This window comes from Clostridium sp. AF19-22AC, from assembly GCF_003479085.1.
GTDB lineage: Bacteria > Bacillota > Clostridia > Lachnospirales > Lachnospiraceae > Faecalicatena_A > Faecalicatena_A orotica.
The window spans coordinates 155007-181470 of record NZ_QUGN01000012.1; the positions used below are offsets into that span (position 1 = coordinate 155007).

Genomic DNA, 26464 nt, shown 5'->3' on the forward strand with positions numbered 1-26464 from the left:
CCCGTTTTTATATAAGAAATCCCATGTACCACTGTATAATCGATTCCCCGGCAAATACTGCCGCTGCAATCCCGACACATAAAAACGGGCCAAATGCAAACTGGCCTTTCCTGTCCTTCTTCTTCGAAGCCAGCAGATAAATGCCATAAATCCCGCCTGTCAGCACAGCCACTAAAAAAGCGACAATGACACACCGCCAGCCCAGAAACAGTCCCGCCGCAGCCATCAGCTTGATATCACCACCGCCGAAAGCCCCAGCGATAACAAGTGCAAGAATCATCATCGGCAGACTGACTGCCAGAGCGCCAATGATTCTCGGCACAATCCCTAATTCCGGGAATAAAACTATGGACACTATACCACAGGACAGAACCGCGATAACCAGTCCATTCGGTATCTCCAATGTATCTATATCAATAAACGAAATTGCAGTCAGGACTGCAAGCAGGACAAAAACAAGTACCGCCCGCAGAATCCCCTCCAGACTGCCATCCTCTAATTTTCCAAACCAATAAAACGAAAAAACCGCCAGACCCCCGCCAAGCACTTCGACCAGCGGATATCTCACAGATATTTTTGCTTTACAAAACCGGCATCTGCCGCCTAAAATCAGGTAACTGAACACCGGAATCATATCGTATCCATTTAAGACATGCTTACATGCAGGACAGATACTCCTGTCATTACCAAAAGGCATCTGTGCCGGTATCCTGTAAATTAGAACATTTACGAAGGAAAACACGGACGCCCCCATAAAAAATATAATAATATAAAAAATCCACATCACTGTTGTCATTGACATTACTCATCCTGTCGTTTCATCTTAATAACTTCAAAAATGTCCTTTGCAGACATCGCCGCAAAGGACATTGTGATTGCTCTTGCATCGTGTACGTTAGCCTTCAATCATGCTGTTCAATTGATACACGTTCCATGTTCCAGATTCATCATCTGTATCCTCATATATAACAAGACAATTATTCTCTCTATATACAAGCTTCTTTACCCGGAAGGAATTTGAATCGAATATGATGTAGTCTATCTCGCCCTCGCATTCGGAGAGTTCTTCCACCTCACGAATCGCATCCTCTGCAATCCCCCGGTCTTTTCTGTTAATCGTAATATCGCTGGTATTCCCCTTGTAGTCATATGCAACTACCGTGACCGCCAGCCTCACATTCTTTGCATGGCGCAGTGCCCAGCGGGCATCGCTCTTATGTATGTAGTGGAATGTAACTGGGAAGATGATGGAAATTAGTATGAGTATGATTAAAAGGATAATTGCTATATCCAGTTTCACATTTGACTTCTTTTTTAACTTTTCATCTTCCACTCTTTATACCTTGCCTTATTTTCTAATTACACAGCCCTCATCATTGACTCTAACCCTGATCTGGTGTAGATGGAGTATTAGTTGTCTTTACGAGAGTTGTTTCATCCCACTTATCATTCTGATATGTTATAGTATATTTATCGCCTACATACGTCATTGTTTTAATCTTATTAGTAGTTCCATCTAATGTCACATTCGTAATAGATGCAGCCTCTACATCCGCAAGTTCTGCTGCCTTCGCTATATCGTCTGCTGACATTGTCACATCAGCAGCATCATCTGCCTGTGTTGAATCATAACTTTCTGATGCAATCGTCTGAACAGCCATCTGGGCATTTCTTGCCTCTGCCATAACCACCTTCTGATCTGCTTTCTTAATATACCCTGTCAATGAAGGCACCAGCAGTGCAATCAGTATACCAAGGATAACCAGTACTACAATCAGTTCTACCAGTGTAAAACCTTTTTTGTTTTTTCTTAACTCTTTCAATTTCTGAACCATGAGAATCGTCTCCCTTTTCTTTAATTATAAGCTCTTGCCTATTTATTCTTATTATATTTTTATTCTGAGCAAAAGTCAAGAACTAAGCCTACTTTGTCGTTTTTTGTTGAATTTGCCATGCACCCCTTCAAAATGCCGTGTTTTCGGGCATTTCCTTGTGCACTTTTACTATTCAACAGCCGGAAATTCATCGCTTTTGAACCCATCAACATTTACTTTATAACATTCTATAATCTTATCACGGTCATATGTATACCCAGTTTTTTTGTTTTCTAATTTCAAATGTACTTTAATGCATGATGTTCCGTCTTCTCTTGAAAATGAAAGTTCCTGTATACTGTTATTCATATATGCTTTATCTGTAAAATACCAGTCTACAGCATCTTCCAGAATCTCTGTCTTATCTGCCGAGTGCACAGACTGATAATGGAGCAGAAGTTTGTTTATTTCGCCGCTTTCATCTGTCATCATGATGACCTGATGCCCGGTCTGGTCGTCGTAAGCGATTTGGCTGCCGTCATTACTAATGTAGACATTTCCCGTGGCTGCTCCCAGTTCCCCAGTGATTTTTTCGATCAGGATATCACTGACGCTTTGTGCGCGGCTCATGCCCGAGACTTTGACAAAGACATTCAAAGCAGGCGAAAGGGTTGCAACAGTCGCTGTGACGAGAATCAGAAGCACAACAAAAGAAACAATCAGCTCTACAAGCGTTGTCCCACTCACCTGACTCTTCCATTTTCCATAATACTTCTTGCACAGTGCCTTCATCCCGTCTCACCTCTTTCCTGTTAAAGCTGCTCAAACACTGCGGGCCGGACTTTTTATTCTCCTGTAGGAATGAACGAATATATGTGATAGCCGTCATTCTCGTAATCCGCTGTGTAGAATTTTAAACTTCCTGCACTTTTCCCATCAATCTCAATCGCAGCATTCTGGGGGGCGGCAGACTTTCCTTCGTCTTGGTTTAAATAGTACCCATTCAACAGTTCATCTACTTCTGACTGGATTTTATCCGCCTTTTGAATCTGCTGCAGGGAGAATACTGTTGTTTTATAAAGCATACTCAATCCGATTAAAAGTATGGCAAATGCAACTATGATTTCTACCATAGTCATTCCCTTTTTGTCTTTTAACATTATGATTCCTCCCCGCTATAATCCCTGCCATGTGACTACCCATTTCCATGTGTCGAGATTCCATTCCTCGTCGCCTGCATCTTCAGGCTTCTTAAGCTCATATCTGGTCGTCACACTGTATTTCTGGTTATGCTGCTCACTCGTCACAATCATTACAAGCACGATTTCACCGTAATCTCCATCCATTTCCCAGTACATGACTGAACTCATATCGCCGAATTTCGTGGTTGCCAGTGAATCCAGATGTGTCGTCAGATGCCGGTAGGCGTCTTCCTTCTCATGCCCGCTTTTACCCTGGCTGTAATATGGCCACGTATTTCCGTGTATTTCATTATAAAGATAGTTTTTTATTTCCGTGGTCTTCTCAGATGTAATTTCCTGCTCCAGCACCTGGCTGTATGTAATCGCCGATATCCGGCATTGTTCCTTTGTTGCCGACTGTTGTGACTGGCTCAGCGTCTGATAGGCCATGACTGTCATTGACAGCGAGAGTGCCGCGAAAACGCACAGAAGGCAGACTACCATTATCAATGCGCTTCCGTCTTGCTTTTTCTGCTTTTCTTTCATAGTCTGCCCCCTTTCCTTATTCTTTCTCCGGCTCCACTAATCCTCTGGTTTTTGTTCCTCAATTTTTGTTTCCCAGTTTCCGGTTTCTTCATTCTGTTTTCTCTGCCATTTCATCTGGTTTGCATCCGTATACCGCTGTGCGTCATTTGTCAAGGCTGTAATTGTAACTTCGGATGTAAACAGATATGCATATGGATCATTCTCGTAGTCACCTGCCACCTCATTGAACCCACCTTCTGTTGTTATATCTGGCAGAATAATCTGGAATGTATACCAGCTCTCAGCATCCTTTGTATACTGAATGAATTCTACAAAGCCTTTCACTTTTGTCTCGTATTTCATCACAGATTGATTAATAATATCATGTTCATAACCAAATGCAAAGGAGTAGGTTGTCTTGACCGTTCCATTCTCCGTTTGTTCAGATTCAGCACTTATAAGATCCTGCTCTTCCCAGTATTCCTTACCTGTATTATCATCTATCCTCTTCTTTGACAGCATATAAGGTTTGTCATCCCCCTTAACCAGACGTAGATCATAATTCTTCCCGTCTTTGGTTGAAGTCAAGATCGAATACCCTTCCGAAAATTCAATATCGCTCCATGTAAGCGCATTTTGCTCCACTGAAATCTCTGTATCGTCGACCATACCACCAACCATCGTTACTTTCTGGCTGCATTTCCGGAGAATCTGTTCTTCTGTCAGCTGCACCGCATCCAGTCTCATCTTTGGAAGAGGGAACCGTTTTTCTGCGGACCATTTGGAACTGATTTCATTATCAGAAATAGTCCTCACCTTCACGCCCAGATAATAACCTGCATACTCTTTCAGCAGACCGGAATCTCTATTCAGGTTAAATGAACTGTCTTTCAAGGAACCATTCATCACAAAATCGCCTAAGGCCGCTGTCTCTTCCTGTTGACCGGACTTCTCATACAATGCCAGTCTGATTTCATATTTTCCGGCCCCCGTCCGGTCAGGGTCTGCTGCCAGAATCCGGACTCCCTCGTCTTCGAACGCAGCAGAGTCTAAAATATCGGATGCCGATTTATCCAGACTGATGATATTTTCAGATGGTCCTGCCTTTCTTGTCGGGACATCAAAGGAATAACTGATTCCATCAAACGAATTTCTGTAATGTTCTGCGTCTGCCTTTACCAATCCATTCACATAGATCTCCACGGTACATCCTGCGAATGCTTCAAGATCAATCACTGCTGAGGTATCTGAACTTTTCCACGCCGCTGTTTTCACCTTGTTCTCTTCTGCTTTGCCTTCAGTTACATCCTTCGCATAAATCACGTAGGTATCCAGATCCTTCAGCATATTCTCATCCTGATATCCCCGCCATGCTACGGAATAACGCAATTCGTTTTTATTTGTTTCCCCGTGCTCATCCTTCTCCAGTTCCACAGACGGCTGCGTAATCTTCGAAAGCCGGAGTGTCATCTGGTAAGACTTCATGGAGCGGTTACTGAATTTAGTGATCTTATCACCGTCTTTTGTTCCCAGCCTCGTGACGGACACTTTTATTTCTGAATAGTTCCATGTGCTTCCATCCATTTCGATCGAATGTTTTGTAGTATCTTCTGTTTTTAATTGGACTTCTTTATTCGAGCCAAACGGAATTCCTATTATCAGAACATTGTACGATCCCCCGCTGCTGCCCTCATCCCAGCTGAATGTATATATTCCTTCCTCTTCCTTATAGGACCCTGAAAGTACAGGTGCCGGCTGTCTGTCTGGTTTCTTCTTATTAGGCACTGTAAGTTCTGATGATTTCACCTGTTTTGTAAAACCATATGCAACAAGTGGACTGTAAATCACTTCGTATTTCCCATCCTCAGTCCGTTCAATAACGTATCCGCCCTTTAAGTTTCCGCTTGTGTCATAAATAGCCTTCATATTACGGACTTCTTCTGCTGTTAGGTTTCCTGCAACTTTGTCTGCATAAAACGCAACATTGTTCTGGCTTCTCCAGGGATAACACCGCACGGTTACATTCGTCCCCGGTTCTTGTATCTCATCTGGCAGATTTGTCAATTGAATGACAGATAATCCTTCCGTCAGACGAGCCACTGCAGAGGAGACTGCCACCTGCATGTTTAAATCTGCATCATAAGCAAGCATTTCCGCACGATAGATTACCTGCGTGCCGTTCTTTTCTTTTGCCTTCAAATCATATGCAACAGATCCGGTCAGGCTGCCGCTGAAATTGCTGAATGTTATCTCTGCAGTCTCTTTATTATTTAGTTCTGTATAGGACATCGGCCAAGTCTGCCTTGAATACTTGATGGAATTACTGTACTTTCCATCTTCATGTATGTACTCCGCATAGTTTATGACAATCGTATTCGCTCCCAGATCTTTATTATACAGAGTATCAGATTCTCCCTGTTCAGCAGTAAATGTATAGTCTATCCCTCCTACTGTTGTATGAATCACTATATTTTTTTGCACTTCCTGCGGATAATCATCTTTATTTTCCAGTACAAAACGATATCCACCTTTCTGGGCACCCTCCAACTCAAGTGCCATGTGAACCTGTGGTGTTGCCAAAAATGGTGCTACTGGTAATTTACTTTCCCCATTCTTTTTATACAGCACCCAGTCAGAGTTGTATTCTTCTTTTCCACTCACTGCCCTTACCGACAACTGCAGATATTTGCCATCCCAGTCATCTTCTATTGATATATTATAACTGTTTGCACCATATACCTGATAAACCTGAGTAACCGGATTCGTGCTTTCCCCTGAATCAAAAAGTTCTGCCTTCACCTCGTAATAATATGCTGACGCATCCTTGTTCCATGAGAGCTGATAGGAACCGCCTTCATCTGTTCTGTTAACGTTCGTCGGATTATTCAGCTTTGCATTGCCATATTTTTGCTCATAATAGGCCAACAACTGGCTGTCTATAGTATTATACAGCTCCAGACGTTTCACACCTGTATCCGTCTTATCATTATAAACGGAGGAAGTTGGATCCGCCCTAAGACCTGTCAGTACATTTCCTGATTTTGCATTATAAGCTGTATAAACATCCCCCTCCTTTTTCACATATAATCTGCTGCTTTTGTCGCCCAACACCCCTATCAGTGAATTGTCGAAATAATAACTACTATTTACGCTTTTAACACTGGCTTTTGTTACCGGTGCACTGCAGTCTGCAACTCCAAAACAATCTTTAATGACTGTATTTTCAGCACTGGTTGCTCCTACAATTCCTGACATCTTTTTCTCAGACAGTCCATAGTTCCTGCACTGTATGATATTATATTCTGCTTTGGTATTTGCCAGATTTCCAGCAATACCACCGGCCCCGGTTTCAGATGATGCCTGTATTAAACCAATATTCACACACTGATAAAAATTCATGTATATTTCCACACTAGGTACTGCTGTAGCCATTCCAATCATACCCCCGATGTCTTCTGTACCGGCAAGAACCCCCTGGTTTTTACACTGTATCATATCCAATGTCTGACCACTGTCTATCGCATAGCAGTCGCCAACCATACCGCCGACTCTGGATTGACGCGCGCTAATTCTGCCATAGTTCTCACAGTTTAAAATCGTACCGCCCTTATACTTCCAGCGCCCTATCATTCCCCCCACTGCAATCGGGCCCTTTATATCACCATAATTCACGCATTCTTTCATAACCCATGAATCGGAAAGCTGATTTTCCTGTCTTCCAACCAAACCTCCAATGCCGGAAATGTTATTGCCTGAAATATCTTTATTAACATCCGCATAGTTTACAAGCTTATCCAATGATTTTGACGAATGGTTGTACCCTATGATACCTCCAATTGCATTATCAGTGGCATGTGATGTAGCACTTACGTTCCATTCATTACCATCTTTCTCTTTCCCGCCAGTACTGCTTTCCGCTACTAGGGCTGATGATTCGTTGACACCAACAAGACCGCCTATATTTCCCTGCGAAATAGTCAGTGAAACAGTGCCTCCCATGCATTTATTCTCCGAGACAGTTCCCTGATTGGTTCCGGCCATACCTCCTACATGCCCGTATACCTTTGCTTTGATCTCACCAGATTTGAAGTTGCAATGGCTGATTCGGGCATCTAAACCATTCTGTCCGGCAATCCCCCCTGCACTAACAGGATCGTTTGCGGCGCCGTTAGTAGTAATCTTCACGCCCTCTGCCATACAATCCGTAATACTGTTCTCATTACTGCCTGCGATTCCACCATATCCATAAACACTTCCACCATCACCTGTAATTGTTCCAGAGTAACTATAGAAGCTGATCGTGCCCTCATTCAATCCTGTGATCCCGCCCATGTATGCAGATATCGCGGAATCCGAAGTATCCGCGTTAATATCCGCACTGACTTTTGTATAGAGATTTCCGGCACTGCTTCCTTTGACTGTCCCCCGGTTAATTCCCGCAAGGCCTCCATAATATCCTCCCGCTGCTTTTGCAGAGATAGCAACTTTTCCGTCTTTTCCGACCGTACAGTTTTCAATCACTCCGTTTTCTGTATTTAACGCTGTGGTCCCGCCTATCCGGCTGTTGGAGCTGCCTGCAACAGATGTGTATGTAAGTCGGCTCACATCGGATTCTTTTATGACATGGTCATTTATGGCTGCAATTCCACCAACATCATTTAACGCTGTGATTGTTCCACTTGCACTGGCAGCTGTAATCTCTCCATAATTAAGTGCCGCAATTCCCGCTGCATTTCCGTTCGAGCTGATTACATTTCCCGTACTTTTCGTAGTATTTATTCTTGCACCCTGTTCTAATATGGCTGTGATTCCGCCGGCATCTCCGGAACGTTCCGCGCGAATATCTCCGGTATTTGTACAGGAATCGACCAGACTGTCATTGATTATCTCGCCTGCAATTCCACCGGAATACCCTTGTTCAGCTGTTGCGGATGCCCCGTTCACGGATTCCGTTATGACACCGCTCTGCTGACTCCCGACAAGACCGCCGACATACTGATCCCCCCGGACCATTGCAGAGGATTTTATGGAGCAGTTATTTAAATCCCCCTCGTTCAGTCCAATCAGGCCGCCTGCATAATTTCCTTCTGATTCAAGCCTGTATCCACTATCAAAAATATGCTCCTGTATGACTGCACCTTTGTGGTTCCATCCTGCCACGCCTCCTGCGTAATTCCCAGAAACCTGAACTGTAAAATTGTACTGTGAATTATTCTTGCCTCTAATCGTGCCAAAGTTCTCCGCTGCCATACCGCCGACATAATCATGTCCTGTCACTGTATTTAATATAACATTACTTGCAAGAGAGCCCTCTGTATCATTGCGTCCTACGATTCCACCTACATAGTCTCTGTCACTACTTCCTACTGCGCTTACTGTACATTCATTAACAGCCCCTTTGCACCGCTCCGCAATTCCACCCAGATAAGTCCCCTCTGAAGATATCCTCGCTGATGAATCATTTGAGCATCTCATAATCCATGTTTTCTCTGTTACCAGACCGGTGATTCCGCCTGCGTAGGAATACGCTTTCCCATCTTCCTGTATAACGGACTCAGCAGTTACAGGTGTCTTATTCACTGCATCGACAATATATAATGCCGACCCACTCGCATTATATCCCAGTATTCCGCCGACATGAATCTGTCCTGTAATGCTTCCCAGCCTGTTTACGGTTATTATTTTGTCACTTCCGATAAACAATTCACCAGCAGAAGCTATATCATCATATGATTTCACTTTTTCATATAGTAAGTTATAATCTGCACATGCATAAGGATCACTACTCTCCTCTTCTGAATAGTATATCTTTGCCATATCTGCCAAATCTCCGCCGTCATTTCCGTCTGCCACATTGCGGTTATACCCGACAAATCCGCCCACAAAGGCCGTTCCGGTCACGCCTCCGAGGAAATTATCTGTATTACATAACATATTCACATAAAGATTTTGCAAAGCTGAAAGATTGCCTCCCAATATACCACCGATATATAATTCACCCTTTACCAGATTAGGATTCGCCTCAAGAGATTCTCTGCAGAGCTGCACGGAACGGTTTACCCCGGCATATCCGCCCACGAAATTATTTCCCTTTATGAAACCTCCGGCCAGCATATAGTTTGTTACTACTGCATCTGTGTCGTTATATCCTATGATTCCTCCCACATAATTCTGCCCTGCCACGATACTTACGACCGGGATACTGTTTACTCCGCTGATTGTTCCGTTGTTATAACCTGCCACGCCTCCGGCATAGTCCCCATTCACGGCAATATCATAAGCATTTTCCATTGCACTTGCGCCTGACAGGCTGCCTGCATCTGAGGATGTACGGCAGTCCAGAATACTACCGGCATTATACCCGGTAATACCTCCTGCATATTTTTCTGCTGCAACTACAATTCCTGTATTTTCCCAATTACTTATATTAGAAGAAACATGCTGCTTTGCCGGGACAATCTCATCAATTGTACCTTCTCCCTGCAGATACTTCTGTATATCCCCTTCCAGAGTGGCGTTTGCCCCTACAATACCGCCAACATATCCCTTACCCATTACATAAGTGCGGCTGACTGCGCCATCCCCGTCAAGACCGGACGCCGTGCCTGCTGTCGTCGTATTGATTCCGGCTATGCCGCCCACATAGTAGCGTCCTGTCACATACCCTTTTGCTGTCCCGGCACCTGTACTGCATCCGGTAATCGCTGCGTTTTCGTTGAGTCCTATAATACCGCCCACAAAATCTCCGGTCCATGTATCCGCTTCTGCCATTTCTTCAATTTCCGCCATCTTTTCGCCAGATGGTATTGGGTTACTTGTGCAGTCTTTGATCATAGTCAGCTTGTTATAGCCTGCAATCCCGCCTATACAGGAGCCGCTTCCTTCTACATATCCTGTGTTTTTGCAGTCCTGAATAAGAAGTGTTCTCTCTGCGTTTATAACCCTGTACCGCCCGTACATATATCCAGTAATTCCGCCCACATAGGACTGCCCGGACACACTGGCTCCATTTTTCAGGTTTTCATATATTCTTTCAGTGCCTACTAAGCTGACTTCCTCACCATTTGCAGTCTGTTTTTTGCCGGTGATATCGCTTCCGGCTATACCACCCACATAATCTTTACCCTTTACGACACCTGTAGTCGTAATATCCCGTAAAACGCCCTTGTTCAGTCCACATATGGTACCGACGTAGTCTTTGCCCTCTGCCTGAACCTTCTTTAGGGATACATATTCGACCGTCCCCGCATTATTGCGGAAAATTCCCAATGGTTTTGATTCGGCCTTTGAAGACACAGGCACTTCATACAGAAGCATATTCTGAATCTGGTAAACCTTGCCGCTTTTCTCATCTTTCGCTGTGTACTTACAATCCTCACCGAATTCTTCAATTGGGGGAAATGCCTTCTCTTTTCCTTCTTTCTCAGCACTTACGATTTTCCCCTTATTGAAAACCGATTTCCGGCTGATTATGCCATTTTCCCCGTCCCAGCTGAAGTCTGCCTTTTGCAGGAATATAGTTTCATTTACCCTGCCCTTGTCATTTTTATTTGTTTCTGCAAAACGGATGTTGCTTAAATGTCTTGCATTCTTAACTCCATAAGTTACCGTCTTGCCATCGTCCGTGGTTTTTGTATCTGCAAACAGGGCATTTTCTGTATTCGTCTGTTTCCATGCGCTGGACTTATAAAAAGAACCGCCTGCCTGAACTCTGGCATACAGATTCATCCCTTCCAGACCAAGCCTTTTAATACTGTATGTATCTCCATAATCGGCATCTTTCTTTTCCGACAGCGATGCGGCTTCCAGATCGACTGCATCCAGTACAAGATACATCACACTGTTCTCAGAGGCATACGCACGAAAACGCACATCCTTTAAAACAGCCTTTGTCTTTCCGTCTTCTTCATAGATCGTCACATTGCACTGGATATACAGCTCATCTTCACCCACGTTGGATGCATTCTGCCTTTTCACGATGTTTTTCGCATCGGGAATATTATTCACTTCCAGTGATGCGGCCATTTTCTTCGTATCTGCATTATATAACTGGATCTTATACTTGAGCTGGTTCGTCATATATTTGTATTTTGAAGTCAGACTCCATTTCACATATAATGTATCGCCATTTACCAGTTCTGCGTTGCTTAACGCTGTCTTTTTCAATGAACTTGGCGCCCGGTCGGATACATCATCCAGCCCATAGTACCCCAACAGCATCTTCTTCCGCGCCTCCACAGAACGGTCACTGATATCATTGGATGTGCCTTTTCCCGGCGCCTGGCCTGCCATGCCATAATAGAAGGAATCCGCCTTGTCGTTATAGCAGACTCCGAGAATAATCCCATCGATCGGGTCAAATTCTACGCAAAAAACGGCATCTAAAATTGTGGCATCATAGACGTAATCGTCTATCATGTCATACACAATTTTATATGCACTCTCTTCTCCTTCTGCAGTCTGCGGAGCCTCCGGCCCCAGAAACAGATAGTAAGCCCTGCCGGTCCCGAAACCGGACGCTCCGTTTTCTATCATATTTTCGGAAAACTGATTGACTTTATATTCACTTTTTTCCATCAGCTCTGCGAGCGCATCCAGCTGCCCGCCCGCCTTCGCCCTTGTGAATGCCGATTGCGCCGCTGTATAAATGGTCTGGGCATATTCGTTATTTTTCTTGAATGTGGCATATCTCTGGTAGGCAATCACCCCTCCTATGACTACACCTGCCAGTATCGCTGTTATGATGAGTGTCACAATCATCTCTACCAGTGTAAAACCTTTTGTATTGTTCTTTATTTTCACGTGATCCATATGTACTCCCTCTTATTTCCCACGACGATCTTTCCCCCGCTTACTTACTTGTTATTATCATACCCCGTTACCCCATTAAAAGCAACAAAAAAAGACGTGCAGACCGCGTTTTCTGGCTGTTTTTGTATTCAGCCATCACTCGCATATCACACGCCTTTTTATTACGTTTCAATGGTATAACTTATTGTATATTTCTTATATTCCCAGCCATCTGCACTTCAAACACATCCCCATCGTCCGGCACATACAGATTCCCCCTGTAATACTCTTGCCCTTCCTTCGTATACAGTTTCTTCCGCTCTGCCAGATGTGTTTCTTCGGTATGGTAAAGGATCAGGTTCGGGACTTTCAGCTCCTCCGCCAATTGGCACGCTTCTTTCACCGTGCTGTGGTGCTTTTCATAAGGCTTAAATTTATCCGCCTCACCAAACAGGCAGAAAGCCTCATGCATGAGCCAGTCGCTGCCTTTTACATACTCCTCTTCACACGGATTATACGGCTCATCCCCGCAGCAGGAAAGTTTGACACCTTCTTTTGTTGTCAGGGTAAAACCAAACTGCTTTGCCTTTGTTGAGCCGATATCAAAGAAAGTCACATCACAGTCCAGAATCTTCTTCGTATCCCCGCTCTCAAGGGGGATCAACTGAATCCGCTCCCCGATATGCTTTGTCACCTTTTTCTGGATGGTCAGTCCTGTAATTGTCGTGATGACTGGCACAAGGTCACTATGGCAGTAAATCCGTACATCCCCCTCGTATTTTCCCTGATTCATTTTCTGCCCGATCATACGGATGAGCCAGATCAGCCCCAGCAGATGGTCGATATGTTCATGGGTAATAAAAATATCATGGATATCCTGAAGCGGCACGTCTACCTTGTCCAGAATCCCCAGTATCTGGTTTCCTCCTCCTGCATCTACCAGAAAATGTCTGTCCCCGTCAGACAAAACGAAGCAGGTATTATAGCATTTTGTTACTGTGGCATTTCCGGTGCCTAAAATTGTCAGTTTCATGTCTTCCTCCTGATGCTTTGTTTCCGTCCTTCTAAGCTGCTTTCCTTTATTCGTAGTATTTCATCAGTGCCTGTGTCCCGAGTTCCCCATAGCCCTCTGCCTCCAGTTCCTCACAGTTGGCAAGCACCTGGCTTAACACATCAAGACTCAGTTCACTCATATTCGCCTCGATCAGCGCCAGCTTCATGTCCTTGATAAAGTGTTTCATGAAGAATCCCGGCTCGTAGTCCCCTTCCAGAATCTTTGGTCCGAACGTATCCAGCTGTTTGCTTCCGGCCGCACCCGTCGCAACCGACTTCAAAACGGTATCCAGATCCAGACCTTTTGCCTTCGCGTAAGTGAGGGCCTCGCATACCCCGGAAAGTGTTCCCGCTATCATGATCTGGTTGGCCAATTTGCAGTGCTGGCCGCAGCCTGCTTTTCCCTGATAATTGATGTTCTTCCCCATTGCCTCAAACAGCGGCATACATGCTTCGTAGTCTTCCTGATCTCCCCCCACAAGAATTGAGAGTGTCCCGTTTTTGGCGCCTGTGTCACCGCCCGTAACCGGAGCGTCCAGCACGTGGAATCCCTTTTTCTTCCCTTCTGCATAAATCTTCTCCGCAATCTGCGGGCTGGTCGTTGTCATGTCTATCAGATAAGTCTCCGCCTCTGCACTGTCCAGAATATTTCCTTCGTCAAAATAAACTTCCTCTACGTCTTTCGGGAAGCCAACGATCGTGATGACCGCTTCACAGCCTGACACACAGCTCTTGATGCTGTCATGGAAAAATGCGCCTTCCGCGATCACATCTTCCACCTTTGTCTTATTCCTTGCATAGATGTGGAGTTCAAATCCCGCCTTCATCAGGTTGCGCACCATTGATTTTCCCATAATACCGACACCGATAAATCCAATTTTTTTCATTTTATTCTTTCTCCTTATCTTTTTTATATTTAAGCCATAAGCTGCATGACCATCTGTATCAGCCAGAAGGCAGTAAACAACAGCATCCCGGCATTGAGTGCCACAACCGCAAACCGCCTTCCCTGCGGAATCATCTTTTCTCCCGGCAGCAGCCGGAAACTTTTCCTGTAGGCAATTAGAAGTGTAATTCCCGCAGCGGCAGTCCCAATCACAGCCAGACTGTATAACGTTATAAGCACGATACCCGGCATCAGTTCCCTGATTTTCGCCATCCCCTCAGCCACATTTGTCTGAAGCAGGCTCGTAGCCCCCGGAAGCTCACTGAAACGTGATGCATTCAGAATCCATACTGAGACAACACTCCCCACAAAGTTCACCGCCATATGGAGGATGACCGTATATCTGAGCCGGCCAGTTTTTACATAAATAAAAGCCAGAAACAGGCCTAAGAAGAATGCATATGCAAACTGGTTCAGGTTTCCGTGGAACAGCCCGAACATGATTCCTGAAAGTACCACCGCCGTGCCTTCTCCGTACACCACCGCACGGTCAATAATCAGTTTCCTGAAAATGACCTCTTCATACACCGGGGCACATAGAACTGTAAGGAAAAACACGGCCCACTGCGCGTTCCCCGCCACCATTGAAGCCACTTCGTTTGTGACCGCCGAACCCTTGAATAATCCGATGAGCATCGTCAGGAAATTCCCCGCCAGATTGCCTGCGTACATGATCCCATAACACATGATTGCAGCCATAATTAACTTTCCCACTGACATCTTATGCACGGCAATCTTTTTCTCTGTTTTCATGCGGCTGACCAGAAAAATCAGCATCAGCATTCCCAGTATATACATCGACAGCATTGGCAGCATCATGAAAAGGGTATTATTCTGCAGTAGTTCAGGCTTCATATAGTGGACCATACCGATGGTCAGGTCCTGCACAATCCATATAATGACCGATCCTGCCAGATACAAAAATCCGATTGTTGAAAAAAAGCGTTTTCCTTCCTTTACTGTATCTATCCCCAAATGTTCCTGCATCCGTATCCTCCTGCTCACTTTTGCTTTCATTTTGTCTTCTTTATTATAACGTCTCACTGCAAAATTAACAATATACATTCCGTGTTATCGATTTTTATGGATTGTAGTCTTTTTTTATGGTACGATGACCATATATTTGTTACGGAGGTGATATTCATGGAACTATCCAGACAGCTTGCATCACAGATTGTTAAAGCAGTCTATGAGGTTGTTGGAAACGACATTAACTTAATCAACGCATCCGGCATTATTATAGGAAGCACGGATTCCAAGCGGATCGGAACTTTCCATGAAGCCGGATGCGAAGCCATAAGAAGGGGGACCCCCGTCTTTGTCGGTGACGGCCATGATTTCAAGGGTGCCCGAAATGGTATTAACTATCCGATTTTTCTCGAAGGTACCCCGGTTGCGGTGATCGGGATCACGGGAAATCCGGACGACCTGAAACAATTTGGCTTCCTAATCACCAAGATTACAGAGGTTTTCCTGAAAGAACAGCAGCTGAACGAGGAACTTTTGTCTGAAAACCGTTCCATCCATTTCCTCATCACTTCACTGATCTATGACAATGTGCAGAACCAGAAGCAGTTGGATATTCTGTTGGAAAAATATGAGATAGATTCCTCCAAAGAATATGCGGTGCTGTCCATTAAGATGAAGGATACGACGTTGGAACCTTCGCTGCGTTTCTATTTTTCTGCCATCAGCTGCCGGCTTTCTGTCTACCTTTACCCGAATGAATGGGTGGTAGTCTTTGACCGTGAGACATGGCAAGGCTTTTCGCCCGATGAATTCGGTTCGAAATACAAAGACCGTGTGCACGCCGGCATGGGGCCCTTCGGGCCGCTTTATCAGCTCAGCCAGTCCTACCACAGCGCACAGACTGCCCGCAGACACGCACGGCAGCTGAATACTGTATTCTGCAGCATTGATGACATTTCCATTGAATTCGTACTGGAGAGCCTGCCGGATCAAATCCAGAAGCTCTATGCCGGACGCATTCTCAGTTCTCTCAATGATAAGGAATTAAAGATTCTGAACATCTATTTTTCCTGCAATTTATCACTGAAGGATGCTTCGGAAGCACTTTTTATCCACAAAAACACGCTCCAGTACCAGCTGGACAGAATTACCGAAAAAACAGGACTGAATCCCCGTCTGTTTCAGGATGCTTTTTTACTACAGTTCGCACTATTCTGTAACCATTAGGATACCAGTTTTTTCCTGGATCGTGTTTGGTACAGGTGATAATTTTATGGATAAATGCCTATATTTTTTATTACCTGTACCATACTCATTTATCGCCCATCTGTTATACTGAATTCAGATAATGTGTTACTGTTCGATTCATCACGGAGGTATTGAATATGAAAGTCGTTGCAGCAATTGATTCATTAAAAGGAAGTCTGAGTTCTATGGAGGCAGGGCTTGCAGCCCGCGAGGGGATTCTCCGCGCCCATCCTGAGGCGCAGGTTGTCGTAAAGCCTCTGGCAGACGGCGGGGAAGGTACCGTTGATGCTTTGATTGAAGGGATGGGAGGCGAACGGATCGACCTCACCGTGACAGGACCGCTCGGTGAACCAGTCCCAGCTTATTATGGATATCTGAAAGAAACTGACACCGCAATCATGGAGATGGCCTCGGCGGCCGGAATCACGCTTGTGTCAGGGAAAGAAAAAAATCCGCTTGCCGCTACAACTTACGGCGTCGGGGAAATGATCCGTGACGCGGCACAAAAAGGGTGCCGGAACTTCATCATCGGCATCGGCGGGAGCGCCACCAATGATGGTGGAATTGGAATGCTGCAGGCTCTGGGGTATTTATTCATAGATCAGGACGGGCAGGATGTCGGACAGGGTGCACAGGCTCTCGGACGGATTGCTGCAGTCTGCACCAGCAATGCTTACCCGAAACTGTCTGAATGCCGTTTTCAGGTTGCCTGTGACGTAACCAACCCCCTCTGCGGGGAAAATGGCGCCACTTATATATACGGCCCCCAGAAAGGGGTCACGGATGACATGAAGGCACAGTTGGACGCAGATATGGCCAGCTACGCAAGGGTGACAAAAGAAACACTCGGGAACGATTTTGCAGAAGCGGAAGGGGCTGGCGCTGCCGGCGGGCTTGGCTTCGCGCTGCTCAGTTACCTGCATGCCGAACTCACACCGGGAATTGACCTGATTCTGGATGCGGTCGGTCTGGAGGACGAACTTAAAGATGCCGATATTGTCGTAACCGGGGAAGGGCGTCTGGACCATCAGACAGCGATGGGAAAGGCTCCAGTCGGTGTGGCAAAACTGGCGAAGAAGCATGGGGCGAAAGTTCTCGCATTCGCAGGCGGCGTCACGAAAGGTGCACGGGTATGCAATGAAGCCGGGATTGATGCATTCTTCCCGATTGTGCGGGGAGTTACAACACTGGAGGATGCAATGACGCCGGAACACGCGCGGGAGAATATGGCCGACAGCGTGGAGCAGGTATTCCGGCTGCTGTGATTATAAATACTTCACCACAACCATAGCAATCCCCAGAATGGACAGTACAACACCTGTCGCCCTGTTCAACGTCTTGGCTGGTGCTTTGTTTGCAAATCTCGCAGCAACCCTTGCACCGGCCAGTGTGAAGAGAACACAGAGTACCAGCGCCGGCATATCAGGCAGGCTTCCGCTGATCGAGAAATGTGATACTGCTCCTGTAAATGCTGTAAATGACATGATAAACACACTTGTTCCGACGGCCGTCTTTAATTCATACCCCAGCACGCTGGTCAGCATGAGAAGCATCATCATTCCGCCGCCTGCTCCGATAAACCCACAGATAAACCCAATTGCAATCCCACACAAGATGGACTGTATAATCTTCGTTTTCTTATCTTTTTCCTCCTGTTTATCCTTGGTCGTCATAACCGGGCGCACAATGAATTTGATTCCCAGAATGAGTGTCATAAATACCGAGAATCCTCCCATCGTCGTGCTCGGAAGCAGGGAGGCAATATAACTTCCTGCCATCGTAAATAGCAGGACGGTACAGAGCATCACGATCCCGTTCCTGATATCCAGATTTTTATGTTTCCCGTATGTATACGCCGAAACCGCCGATGCCAGCACATCAGATGCCAACGCAATTCCTACCGCCTCATAGGCATCGAACCCTAAAAATGTAATCAGCATCGGGGATATAACCGCCGCTGCGGACAGTCCCGCAAGGCCAGTCCCAATTCCGGCACCCATGCCGGCAGCCAGACATACTAGTATCTTCGCAATCATCTTAATCTTCACCTCGTTTATCTTTTTCCATGTTTTCCATCATCTTGCGCAGGATATTTTCAAAGGTTTGCTTTTCTTCCTCAGTTACTCCCTCAAAAATAACTCCCATGACTTCTTCCTGCGCTTTTCTGGCCTTCGCTGCCACTTTGGCCGCACCATCCACTATGGTCAGATGCGCCACCCTCCGGTCCGACGCATCCTCTTCCACCGCCAGATATCCCCGCTTCACCAACAGGTCAACAGCCTTGGATACATAGGACTTTGCAATATGCCTGAACTCTACAATTTCCTTCGCTGTGTCATACTGTGGGTTGTTATAGAGGAAAAGCAGGACATCAATTTCTACCTTTGTCATATCATATGCAGATGCAATCTCGCTCAGCTTGCTCCCATATACTTTCTGGAACTGGTTTGTAATTGTCAAAAACTCAATAGTTGTCAGCATCTATGGCACCTCACTCTTTCTTAGACATATCGTTGCAGACCGCATAAATCGGATTTATTCCAATCCATCCAGAATATATAGTTCATTAAAGAACTGTTCTTCAATGAACTATTTTAACATATAAAACCAGAATGTCAAGCATTTCCTAAGACATACTTTTTCGAAATTAGGGAAATACTAGATACATAAGATAAAGGAGGTGCAAAATGGATAATTATACGAATATGCCCGGCCGTACCAACCCTGCACGTACAATAGACCCGGGGAAGCAGGAAAAGAATATAGAAATCCCCCTTGCTCCGGAAACAAATGCTACGAACGTTATCCCGGACGAAGTCCCGAGACGGGATGGTCCCGGCGGGGAATAATGTAAACCCAAAGGCCACGCCGCAGCTCATATCCTGCATAAAAGTCAGCAGAATAAGGTGCAAAAAGAACCGTAGTCCCTTACAGTAATGGGGTCTTCGGTTCTTTTAGGATTTGCTGCTTGTGTTTTTTTCCGTTTCATAATATATTTATAATATAAATATTAATGTACAGGGGGAAAATTATATGAGATGTACAAATTGTGGAACCGAATTTGAAGGAAATTTTTGTCCCAGCTGTGGCACACCGGCCGGAAAGTCGATCTTTAATACAGATTCAAAGCCCGTTTTTAACCAACCACAGCCAGAACCAGTTTTTAACCAGCCAGAACCAGCTTTTAATCTGCCCACCCCAGAACCGCCGGCACCTAGAAAGAAAGTCCCTCTACGGCTGATTTTTGAGATTGCAGGCGCTTTATTATTGTTGATTTTTATGTTTTCCTCATTTGGCAGGGTCTCAAAATCCGATTACATGAAATTAAAAGATGATTATAATTCAATCGGTACAAAAGCCGAACAGTACAAGACCGAAATTGCACAGCTTGAGAAGGTAGAAGAAGAATATACTGCTTATAAAAAGCGAATGGAACCATACGAAGGATTAGAAGCATCGGAAGCCGAAGCCCGAAAAATAGCTGCTGATAAGATAACTGCCCAGAAGAAAGCTGAAGATGATAAAAAGAAGGCTGAGGAAGAAAAGAAAGCCGAAGAAGAAAAGAAAGCTGCTGCTGAAAAGGCTGCCCAGGAAGAAGCTGACCGGAAAGCAAAGGAAAGTGCAACAATGGAGCAAAAAAATGCATTGAGTAAAGCATCAAGCTATTTGGCATACACGGCATTTTCATACAGCGGCCTGATAGAGCAGTTGGAGTTTGAAGGCTTTTCAACCGAATCTTCTACATATGCTGCCGATAATTGTGGTGCCGACTGGAATGAGCAAGCAGCAAAAAAGGCAAAAAGTTATCTGGATTATTCCTCTTTTTCCAGAGACGGATTAATTGACCAGCTGATATTTGAAGGATTTTCAGCAGAGCAGGCCGAATATGGAGTTTCAGCTGTAGGTTACTAAAAGAGCAATTAGTCCAAGAAGACATTAAAAAGGCCGCATCCCTTATAAACAGGTTTGCGGCCTTTTCTCGCAAAGCTGGAAATCGGACTTGAACCGACGACCCCCTCATTACGAGTGAGGTGCTCTACCGACTGAGCTATTCCAGCTTATGGTCCGTCAGACGAACCTTGATTATTATATCTCTTTTCAGCAATAATTTCAACAGTTTTTTTACTTTTTTCTTTTAGAATCCCCACATTTTTCAAATCACCCGGCAAATCTTACATTCACCGCACAGATCTCTGCTTTTGTACCCAGTCTCATGAACGGCCCAAACACGCCCACTCCTGAGGTAACAATATTATGCATATCCCCCTTCCTGAGGTATCCATAAGAATTTTCCCACATAAGGCCCACCGTCAAATTTCCCGGAAATGTCTGTCCGTCATGGGTATGCCCGCACAAGTCCAGATCAACACCGGCCTTTGAAAGCTCGTCCAAATCCTTTGGCTCATGATCGATGACAATGATCGGTTTATCCTTGTCGAAATCTGAAGTAATCTCTTCTGCCGTCCTGCGCACGTCAATCCCCCGTCCCGGACGGTGAAAATCGGGTCTGCCATACAGATAAAAGCTGTCAGCAATCAACAATCCCTTGTCCTTAAGAAGTGTGATTCCGGCTTTTTTAAGAAACTCATCCATACGTAGGTCACTTTCCTTTTTTTCATGTTTGCCGCCGAACGTAAACCCCGCCAGTATCTTTTCCTGAATATCGTGGTTCCCGTAGCAGGCATAGGTCCCATATTTACTTTTTATGCCTTTTAAAATAGAAATCAGCCGGTCAGGGTCATCCAGAGCCTCATATTCATTGTCAAATATATCTCCTGCGATCACGACCAAATCCGGTTTCTGTGCATTTATTTTCCGGACCATCTGCTCCATCTCGAGGTGCCCCACATTATATCCCAGATGCAGATCCGCTGCCAGTACTATCTTAAGTTCATCCAGATTTCCCGCATGTTTATCAATACTGATATCGTAATCTGTGGTTCTGATGATTCGGGCATTTACCGCCCCGCCGATGCACGCAGCAGCCATCAGGATCACACATACCGCCCCAATCACGGCGAATCCCCTTCTTTCACGCAGGATCTTCCATTTCTTATCTGTCTCTTTGTCCCGTCCCCAGTCCTTCCACACGAATATTCTTAAGATCAGCCTGATCAGGTCCGCTGCAAGAATTACAAGCAGGGCATAAAGCATCACGCCAAGCCAGTAATTGCCAATCAGTTTGAGGACTCTCTGCAGATTCCCCGCAGGCATCAGAAAGCCGGTCAGCAGGGCTGTTGCCAAAAGGGTATAAACCACGGCGACACACGCTTTCGGCTTTTTCCCGTGAAAATAGCCGCTGCAGGCATTCATCCACCGCAGCAGCCATCTTAAAATATATAAATTCAGCAGTATATAAACAGGTGATAAATAAACTGCCAGCATTTTCTACTCTGCTCCTTTGTTTTCTTCTCCATACATATGAACCGTCAGCTGGTTATAAGGTATCTCAATATTTTCTCTGTCAAAAATCAGTTTGATTTCTTCCAGTAGCCTCCACCTTGTCGGCCAGTACTCGTCTGTCTTCACCCACGCGCGAAGTCCCAGCATTACGGCACTGTCCCCGAGGGAATCTACAAACACCTTAATATCCTCATCCTGCATAATGGAATCATCATTTAACAGCAGGTCCTCAATCAGGGTTTTTGCCTTTTTCAGGTCCGCATGGTAAGCGATGCCTACCTTCATATCCAACTGCCGCTCCGGCCTTGCAGTCACGTTCGTCAGACTGCTGTTTGCCAGCGTGCCATTGGGAATCACAATCGTCTTATTGTCAACCGTAGACAGCTTTGTATAGAAAATCTGAATCTCTTTTACTGTTCCCTCATTCTTGCCTGTGTTTTCAATGATATAGTCTCCTACCACAAATGGCTTCAACAGCAAAATCAGGACGCCGCCCGCAAAGTTTGACAGACTTCCCTGCAGGGCAAGACCTATGGCAACACCACCGGATGCGAGCAGTGCGGCAACCGATGAGGACTCTACCCCGAGTTTCGTCGCTATGGTGAAAATCAGCAGCACATACAGGCTGGCTTTCAAAAGGGAATCCACGAACTGGATCACGCCTTTATCCGCACTCGTCCTCTCCAGAGAATGCCGCACAAGCTTCTGTATCCAGCGGATGACAACGCGCCCGATGAAGAAAAATACAAGCGCAAGTAAAACCTTAATTCCAAAACCAATCAGCCCCGGAAGATGATCCTGAAAGTACTGTGACATTCTGCTTACTTCCTGCGTGACTTCTGTCGTCACTTCTTCTGCAGATTTAAAATCTGATGCCGCTAATATCATTTCTTATGCCTCCTCCTTCAATGCAAGAAACGCACACAAGTTTCCTCTTTTGTCCCCTGTCGTCCTGTGGGAATACAGAATGTCGCTGTTACAGTGAGTACACAGGTTTGTTACGGCTATATGTTCTTTATGAATCCCTGCCTCCAGAAAAACAAGTTCATTCGCCTTCCAGAGGTCCAGTTGGTACTTCCCGTTTTCTTTTTTATAAAACAATTCGGGCCAGTCTTTTTCTGCAAAATGTTCCCGGAACTGGACGATCACATCTTCACTGACCTCATAGCAGTCCTGACAGATGGAAGGTCCCACCGCCGCAAGGATATCGGCCGGCGAGCAGCCGTACTGCTCCTGCATTAGTTCCACGGTCCTCCTTCCGATCTTTCCGACAGTTCCCCGCCATCCGGAATGGCTCAGGCCAATCACCTTCTTAACCGGGTCCAGAAAATAAAGGGGGACACAGTCTGCAAAAAATGTGACAAGGCAGATTCCCGGAACATTGGTCACAAGCCCGTCAACATCCGCATAACTCCGCGGGCGCACAATCCCCATCCCGCGGTCCTGATCCGTCACAACACGGACATTGGTAGTATGGGTCTGCTGTGTAAAAACCATATCTTCACACCTCACCCCGAGCGCATTCCCCATCCTGCGGAAATTCTCACGCACGGCTTCTTCCCTGTCCCCGCGTGTAAAGCTTAAATTCAGTGAAGAATAGCAGCCTTCACTGACTCCGCCCAGACGCGTCGAGAAACCATGTCTTACAATCCCCGTATTTTGAAACAACGGATATTCCAAATAAGGAGTATCCGTCTCAATCTCTCTGAAAATCCGTTTCTGATTCTTATAATGAAGTCCTAAACTCATAAAAAATCCTTTCACTTTTCATTCTATATGCAAATAACGGCTTTATCCCTCAAAAGCATTCCGGATATGCGTAACCTTACCGCCTTCAATACCGATTACATCGAATCTGCACGGAATCCCGTCAATCCTGTGTACCGAAAGATAATGCAGGGCACACTGGTACAGTGTCCTCTGTTTCTTTACACCGACAGCATCCAGCGGACTCCCTTTTCTCCGGTCCCGGCGGAATTTCACTTCACAGAATACCAGATATTCGCCATCTCTGGCTATCAGGTCAATCTCCCCGATACGGCACCTGTAATTATATTCCAGAATTACATATCCCTGCTGTTCCAGATAATAACCTGCCGCCTGTTCATAATCTGTTCCTACTTTTCTGTTGTTTTTTCTAATGCTCTGTTGCATTTTCTGTACCAGACTGCTATCCCTCAGACAACACCCGGCGTTACTGTGTACACCCGCAGGGTGTGCACAGTAGCCACCCAGCCACATCTGCATGAAAAGATCATGCCGGCTGCGGCCGCTCACCCTGTACCCAGAAAACACCACAAACGCTAAACAGATACAAAGTTCTTTATAAATGAACGCCGATGAATCGGTGTTGGTCCCTTTTTTTTCAAAGCCTCGATATGTGCCGCAGAGCCATAGCCCTTATTCTCTGCGAATCCATAATCGGGCAGTATCTCATCATACTCAGCCATCAGTCTGTCTCTTGTCACCTTTGCAATAATACTGGCAGCCGCAATCGATACGCTTTTTGCATCACCCTTTATGATCGGCACCTGCCGTATCGTAATCCCCGGAATGGTCACTGCATCATTGAGCAGCAGTTCCGGTGCAGTGCGTAGTTCCTGCACCGCAATGCGCATGGCTTCATATGTTGCCTGAAGAATGTTGATCTCATCAATTCTGGCCGGACTCACCATCCCGATTCCGGTCGCGATTGCTTTATTCATAATTTCATCATACAGTTCTTCACGCTTTTTTGCTGTTAATTTCTTAGAATCATTCAAATATAATATTTCGCAGTCGTGGGGAAGAATCACTGCCCCTGCCACAACAGGGCCTGCAAGCGGTCCCCTGCCGACCTCGTCAATCCCGCAGATATATGCATACTGGGTATATTTTTTCTCATATTCACGCATTTGCTCAAGGCGCTGGCGCTCCTTTTTAAGCTTTTCTTCCTGCTTTTTATATCTTGCTATCAGATTCTGAACTCCATTCCTTGTATCTTCCCCGTATTTTTCATAGAGGGTGTGGAGTTCTTTCTCTTTTGCCCGCTCAAATTCCCATTTTATCTCACTGATACTGTTACTCATGCTTGATTACACCAAATTTGCTGAAAGGCCAGATCCGTATCCATGCCCTTCCCAGCAGATCCTTCCTGTGCAGTATGCCCACATTTTCCTGACGGCTGTCCGCGCTGTGGTTTCTGTTATCTCCAAGTACAAAATATTCATCATCACCGAGTGTGATCGGCTCTCCCGCGATTCCGGGATCCAGCATCTCTTCATTACCGTAATGTTCATCCAGTTCCTGCCCGTCAATATAAACCTTGCCGTCCATTACCTGTACAGTCTCACCCGGAAGGCCGATGATTCTCTTAATGTAATATGTATTGTCCTCATACTGATAAGGAAATACAATAATCTCGTACCGCTTCGGGTCTCTAAAACGGAAGGAAATCTTATCCACAATCAGGTTATCCCCGTCTGAAAGTGTCGTTTCCATAGAAGAACCGCTGACACGTGTCCGCTGCCCTACAAATGTAATGATAAGGTAGGTGAGCCCTACAATAATCAGTATATATACAATCCAGCCCAGAAGTTCCCTTAAAATGCTTCTCTCCTGCTCCATATCCTATCCTTCTTTCCAGTATCTCTTCTTATCTTATGCATAATCTTCAGGAAATTCAAGTGTAATTTTTCCCAATCTGCCGTTTCTGAAATCATCCAGCAGGATCTTTGCGGCTTTTTCTGTATCCAGTTCATTGCCCCTTACCAGACAATGGCGGCTTTCGGCAATGGATCTCAGGCATTCAAAATGATCTTCCGCCTCTTCTATCTGATACTTGTCCTTCAAAATACCAGTGTATTTTTCCTTCAAAAATCCGATCAGCTCCATAGCCAGTTCTTCCGTGTTCAGAATCTCGTCCTTAATAGATCCGATAAATGCAAGGCGGAGTCCGACTGTCTGGTCTTCAAACTTAGGCCAGAGAATACCCGGTGTATCCAGCAGCTCTACATTTTTATTCAGGCGTATCCACTGCTTTCCCTTCGTCACTCCCGGCTTATTCCCGGTCTTAGTACAGGCCTTTCCTGCCAGTGCATTGATAAACGTAGACTTTCCGACATTCGGTATCCCGACTACCATCGCCCTTACCGGACGGTTCAGGATCCCGCGTTTTCTGTCTCTCTCAATCTTTTCTTTACACGCCTCCTGAATGACGCCTTGTATGGACTTCACCCCTCCGCCTTTTCTGGAATTCACTTTCAGAACAGAATATCCCTTTCCCTTAAAATACTCCGCCCAGGCATCATTCCATTTTTCTTCCGCCAGGTCTGATTTGTTAAGCAGGATTAATCTTGCCTTATTCTTTCCCAGCTCATCTATCTCCGGATTTCTGCTGCTCACCGGAATCCGCGCGTCGACCAGTTCGATCACTAGGTCGATCAGCTTTATATTCTCCTGCATCATGCGTTTGGCCTTCGTCATATGACCCGGGTACCATTGAAAATGCATGTTATTTCCTCCTAGTATAATAATGATGTAGTCAATCAAGACTA

General features: G+C 45.5%; 23 protein-coding genes and 1 tRNA gene. 4 read left to right on the top strand and 20 right to left on the bottom strand.

Going from position 1 to position 26464, the window contains the following annotated elements:
* Positions 1-7: 7 nt before the first annotated feature.
* The 10 genes from DWX43_RS15065 to DWX43_RS15110 form a co-directional block, all read right to left on the bottom strand.
* Positions 8-796, bottom strand: a complete 789-nt coding sequence (locus DWX43_RS15065) for an A24 family peptidase (RefSeq protein ID WP_243099322.1) — start codon at positions 794-796, stop codon at positions 8-10.
* Between the two features lie 99 nt (positions 797-895).
* On the bottom strand, positions 896-1333 hold the full coding sequence (locus DWX43_RS15070; RefSeq protein ID WP_118620856.1) for a hypothetical protein: 438 nt from the start codon (positions 1331-1333) through the stop codon (positions 896-898).
* A 49-nt stretch (positions 1334-1382) separates the two neighbouring features.
* Positions 1383-1835 carry a type II secretion system protein gene (locus tag DWX43_RS15075; protein ID WP_118620857.1) on the bottom strand — a complete coding sequence of 151 codons (453 nt, stop codon included), beginning with the start codon at positions 1833-1835 and terminating at the stop codon, positions 1383-1385.
* Between the two features lie 168 nt (positions 1836-2003).
* Entirely contained in the window at positions 2004-2606 is a 603-nt protein-coding gene (locus DWX43_RS15080; RefSeq protein WP_118620858.1) for a type II secretion system protein, read from the bottom strand.
* Between the two features lie 53 nt (positions 2607-2659).
* Positions 2660-2974 (bottom strand): type II secretion system protein, encoded by a 315-nt coding sequence (locus tag DWX43_RS15085; RefSeq protein WP_109732055.1) that lies wholly within the window; start codon positions 2972-2974, stop codon positions 2660-2662.
* Positions 2975-2989: 15 nt separating this feature from the next.
* Entirely contained in the window at positions 2990-3541 is a 552-nt protein-coding gene (locus DWX43_RS15090) for a hypothetical protein (protein ID WP_118620859.1), read from the bottom strand.
* Between the two features lie 36 nt (positions 3542-3577).
* Positions 3578-12331, bottom strand: coding sequence for a prepilin-type N-terminal cleavage/methylation domain-containing protein (locus tag DWX43_RS15095; protein ID WP_118620860.1), 8754 nt, complete (start codon positions 12329-12331; stop codon positions 3578-3580).
* Between the two features lie 181 nt (positions 12332-12512).
* Positions 12513-13343, bottom strand: coding sequence for an MBL fold metallo-hydrolase (locus DWX43_RS15100; protein ID WP_118620861.1), 831 nt, complete (start codon positions 13341-13343; stop codon positions 12513-12515).
* 46 nt (positions 13344-13389) lie between these two features.
* Positions 13390-14250 carry an NAD(P)-dependent oxidoreductase gene (locus tag DWX43_RS15105; RefSeq protein WP_118620862.1) on the bottom strand — a complete coding sequence of 287 codons (861 nt, stop codon included), beginning with the start codon at positions 14248-14250 and terminating at the stop codon, positions 13390-13392.
* 29 nt (positions 14251-14279) lie between these two features.
* Positions 14280-15296, bottom strand: a complete 1017-nt coding sequence (locus DWX43_RS15110; RefSeq protein ID WP_182440717.1) for a type II CAAX endopeptidase family protein — start codon at positions 15294-15296, stop codon at positions 14280-14282.
* 156 nt (positions 15297-15452) lie between these two features.
* Between DWX43_RS15110 and DWX43_RS26800 the strand changes: the two genes are divergently transcribed.
* Positions 15453-16505, top strand: a complete 1053-nt coding sequence (locus tag DWX43_RS26800) for a sugar diacid recognition domain-containing protein (RefSeq protein WP_182440718.1) — start codon at positions 15453-15455, stop codon at positions 16503-16505.
* Between the two features lie 158 nt (positions 16506-16663).
* Positions 16664-17791, top strand: coding sequence for a glycerate kinase (locus DWX43_RS15125; RefSeq protein WP_118620864.1), 1128 nt, complete (start codon positions 16664-16666; stop codon positions 17789-17791).
* Here DWX43_RS15125 and DWX43_RS15130 read toward each other — a convergent pair whose 3' ends face one another.
* Together DWX43_RS15130 and DWX43_RS15135 are read right to left on the bottom strand one after the other, a co-directional pair.
* A complete protein-coding gene (locus DWX43_RS15130; RefSeq protein ID WP_118620865.1) occupies positions 17792-18562 on the bottom strand; it encodes a sulfite exporter TauE/SafE family protein in 771 nt (256 codons plus the stop codon).
* A 1-nt stretch (position 18563) separates the two neighbouring features.
* Positions 18564-19007 carry a MarR family transcriptional regulator gene (locus DWX43_RS15135; protein WP_109732047.1) on the bottom strand — a complete coding sequence of 148 codons (444 nt, stop codon included), beginning with the start codon at positions 19005-19007 and terminating at the stop codon, positions 18564-18566.
* A gap of 206 nt (positions 19008-19213) precedes the next feature.
* Between DWX43_RS15135 and DWX43_RS27005 the strand changes: the two genes are divergently transcribed.
* Together DWX43_RS27005 and DWX43_RS15140 are read left to right on the top strand one after the other, a co-directional pair.
* The gene (locus DWX43_RS27005) at positions 19214-19375 is read left to right on the top strand and encodes a hypothetical protein (protein ID WP_181368744.1); all 162 of its coding nucleotides are present in this window, start codon (positions 19214-19216) and stop codon (positions 19373-19375) included.
* A gap of 184 nt (positions 19376-19559) precedes the next feature.
* Positions 19560-20438, top strand: coding sequence for an Ltp family lipoprotein (locus tag DWX43_RS15140; protein ID WP_118620866.1), 879 nt, complete (start codon positions 19560-19562; stop codon positions 20436-20438).
* Positions 20439-20511: 73 nt separating this feature from the next.
* On the opposite strand, the gene DWX43_RS15145 is transcribed toward DWX43_RS15140, so the two are convergent.
* The 8 genes from DWX43_RS15145 to ylqF all read right to left on the bottom strand — a co-directional run bounded on the left by DWX43_RS15145 (position 20512) and on the right by ylqF (position 26420).
* A tRNA-Thr gene (locus tag DWX43_RS15145) sits at positions 20512-20584 on the bottom strand.
* Between the two features lie 100 nt (positions 20585-20684).
* Positions 20685-21911: a metallophosphoesterase gene (locus DWX43_RS15150; RefSeq protein WP_118620867.1), complete on the bottom strand. Its 1227-nt coding sequence runs from the start codon at positions 21909-21911 to the stop codon at positions 20685-20687.
* A 3-nt stretch (positions 21912-21914) separates the two neighbouring features.
* The gene (locus DWX43_RS15155) at positions 21915-22817 is read right to left on the bottom strand and encodes a mechanosensitive ion channel family protein (RefSeq protein WP_118620868.1); all 903 of its coding nucleotides are present in this window, start codon (positions 22815-22817) and stop codon (positions 21915-21917) included.
* Between the two features lie 3 nt (positions 22818-22820).
* Positions 22821-23678, bottom strand: coding sequence for a peptidoglycan editing factor PgeF (gene pgeF / locus DWX43_RS15160; RefSeq protein ID WP_118620869.1), 858 nt, complete (start codon positions 23676-23678; stop codon positions 22821-22823).
* A gap of 42 nt (positions 23679-23720) precedes the next feature.
* Positions 23721-24083: a YraN family protein gene (locus DWX43_RS15165; RefSeq protein WP_109732183.1), complete on the bottom strand. Its 363-nt coding sequence runs from the start codon at positions 24081-24083 to the stop codon at positions 23721-23723.
* A 149-nt stretch (positions 24084-24232) separates the two neighbouring features.
* Positions 24233-24997, bottom strand: coding sequence for a ribonuclease HII (locus DWX43_RS15170; RefSeq protein ID WP_109732042.1), 765 nt, complete (start codon positions 24995-24997; stop codon positions 24233-24235).
* Positions 24990-25535, bottom strand: a complete 546-nt coding sequence (gene lepB / locus DWX43_RS15175) for a signal peptidase I (protein WP_118620870.1) — start codon at positions 25533-25535, stop codon at positions 24990-24992. Before lepB ends, DWX43_RS15170 begins: the two co-directional genes overlap by 8 nt.
* A 33-nt stretch (positions 25536-25568) precedes the next feature.
* Positions 25569-26420 carry a ribosome biogenesis GTPase YlqF gene (gene ylqF / locus DWX43_RS15180; RefSeq protein WP_109732040.1) on the bottom strand — a complete coding sequence of 284 codons (852 nt, stop codon included), beginning with the start codon at positions 26418-26420 and terminating at the stop codon, positions 25569-25571.
* Between the last annotated feature and the right edge of the window lie 44 nt (positions 26421-26464).

Coding starts and splice junctions, on each gene's coding strand:
- DWX43_RS15135 (WP_109732047.1), bottom strand. CDS start 19,007: ATGCTGACAACTATTGAGTTTTTGACAATTACAAACCAGTTCCAGAAA.
- ylqF (WP_109732040.1), bottom strand. CDS start 26,420: ATGCATTTTCAATGGTACCCGGGTCATATGACGAAGGCCAAACGCATG.
- DWX43_RS15090 (WP_118620859.1), bottom strand. CDS start 3,541: ATGAAAGAAAAGCAGAAAAAGCAAGACGGAAGCGCATTGATAATGGTA.
- DWX43_RS27005 (WP_181368744.1), top strand. CDS start 19,214: ATGGATAATTATACGAATATGCCCGGCCGTACCAACCCTGCACGTACA.
- DWX43_RS15065 (WP_243099322.1), bottom strand. CDS start 796: ATGACAACAGTGATGTGGATTTTTTATATTATTATATTTTTTATGGGG.
- DWX43_RS15100 (WP_118620861.1), bottom strand. CDS start 13,343: ATGAAACTGACAATTTTAGGCACCGGAAATGCCACAGTAACAAAATGC.
- DWX43_RS15155 (WP_118620868.1), bottom strand. CDS start 22,817: ATGATATTAGCGGCATCAGATTTTAAATCTGCAGAAGAAGTGACGACA.
- DWX43_RS15150 (WP_118620867.1), bottom strand. CDS start 21,911: ATGCTGGCAGTTTATTTATCACCTGTTTATATACTGCTGAATTTATAT.
- DWX43_RS15170 (WP_109732042.1), bottom strand. CDS start 24,997: ATGAGTAACAGTATCAGTGAGATAAAATGGGAATTTGAGCGGGCAAAA.
- DWX43_RS15105 (WP_118620862.1), bottom strand. CDS start 14,250: ATGAAAAAAATTGGATTTATCGGTGTCGGTATTATGGGAAAATCAATG.
- pgeF (WP_118620869.1), bottom strand. CDS start 23,678: ATGAGTTTAGGACTTCATTATAAGAATCAGAAACGGATTTTCAGAGAG.
- DWX43_RS15165 (WP_109732183.1), bottom strand. CDS start 24,083: ATGCAACAGAGCATTAGAAAAAACAACAGAAAAGTAGGAACAGATTAT.
- lepB (WP_118620870.1), bottom strand. CDS start 25,535: ATGGAGCAGGAGAGAAGCATTTTAAGGGAACTTCTGGGCTGGATTGTA.
- DWX43_RS15085 (WP_109732055.1), bottom strand. CDS start 2,974: ATGTTAAAAGACAAAAAGGGAATGACTATGGTAGAAATCATAGTTGCA.
- DWX43_RS15075 (WP_118620857.1), bottom strand. CDS start 1,835: ATGGTTCAGAAATTGAAAGAGTTAAGAAAAAACAAAAAAGGTTTTACA.
- DWX43_RS15140 (WP_118620866.1), top strand. CDS start 19,560: ATGAGATGTACAAATTGTGGAACCGAATTTGAAGGAAATTTTTGTCCC.
- DWX43_RS15125 (WP_118620864.1), top strand. CDS start 16,664: ATGAAAGTCGTTGCAGCAATTGATTCATTAAAAGGAAGTCTGAGTTCT.
- DWX43_RS15110 (WP_182440717.1), bottom strand. CDS start 15,296: ATGCAGGAACATTTGGGGATAGATACAGTAAAGGAAGGAAAACGCTTT.
- DWX43_RS15130 (WP_118620865.1), bottom strand. CDS start 18,562: ATGATTGCGAAGATACTAGTATGTCTGGCTGCCGGCATGGGTGCCGGA.
- DWX43_RS26800 (WP_182440718.1), top strand. CDS start 15,453: ATGGAACTATCCAGACAGCTTGCATCACAGATTGTTAAAGCAGTCTAT.
- DWX43_RS15095 (WP_118620860.1), bottom strand. CDS start 12,331: ATGGATCACGTGAAAATAAAGAACAATACAAAAGGTTTTACACTGGTA.
- DWX43_RS15080 (WP_118620858.1), bottom strand. CDS start 2,606: ATGAAGGCACTGTGCAAGAAGTATTATGGAAAATGGAAGAGTCAGGTG.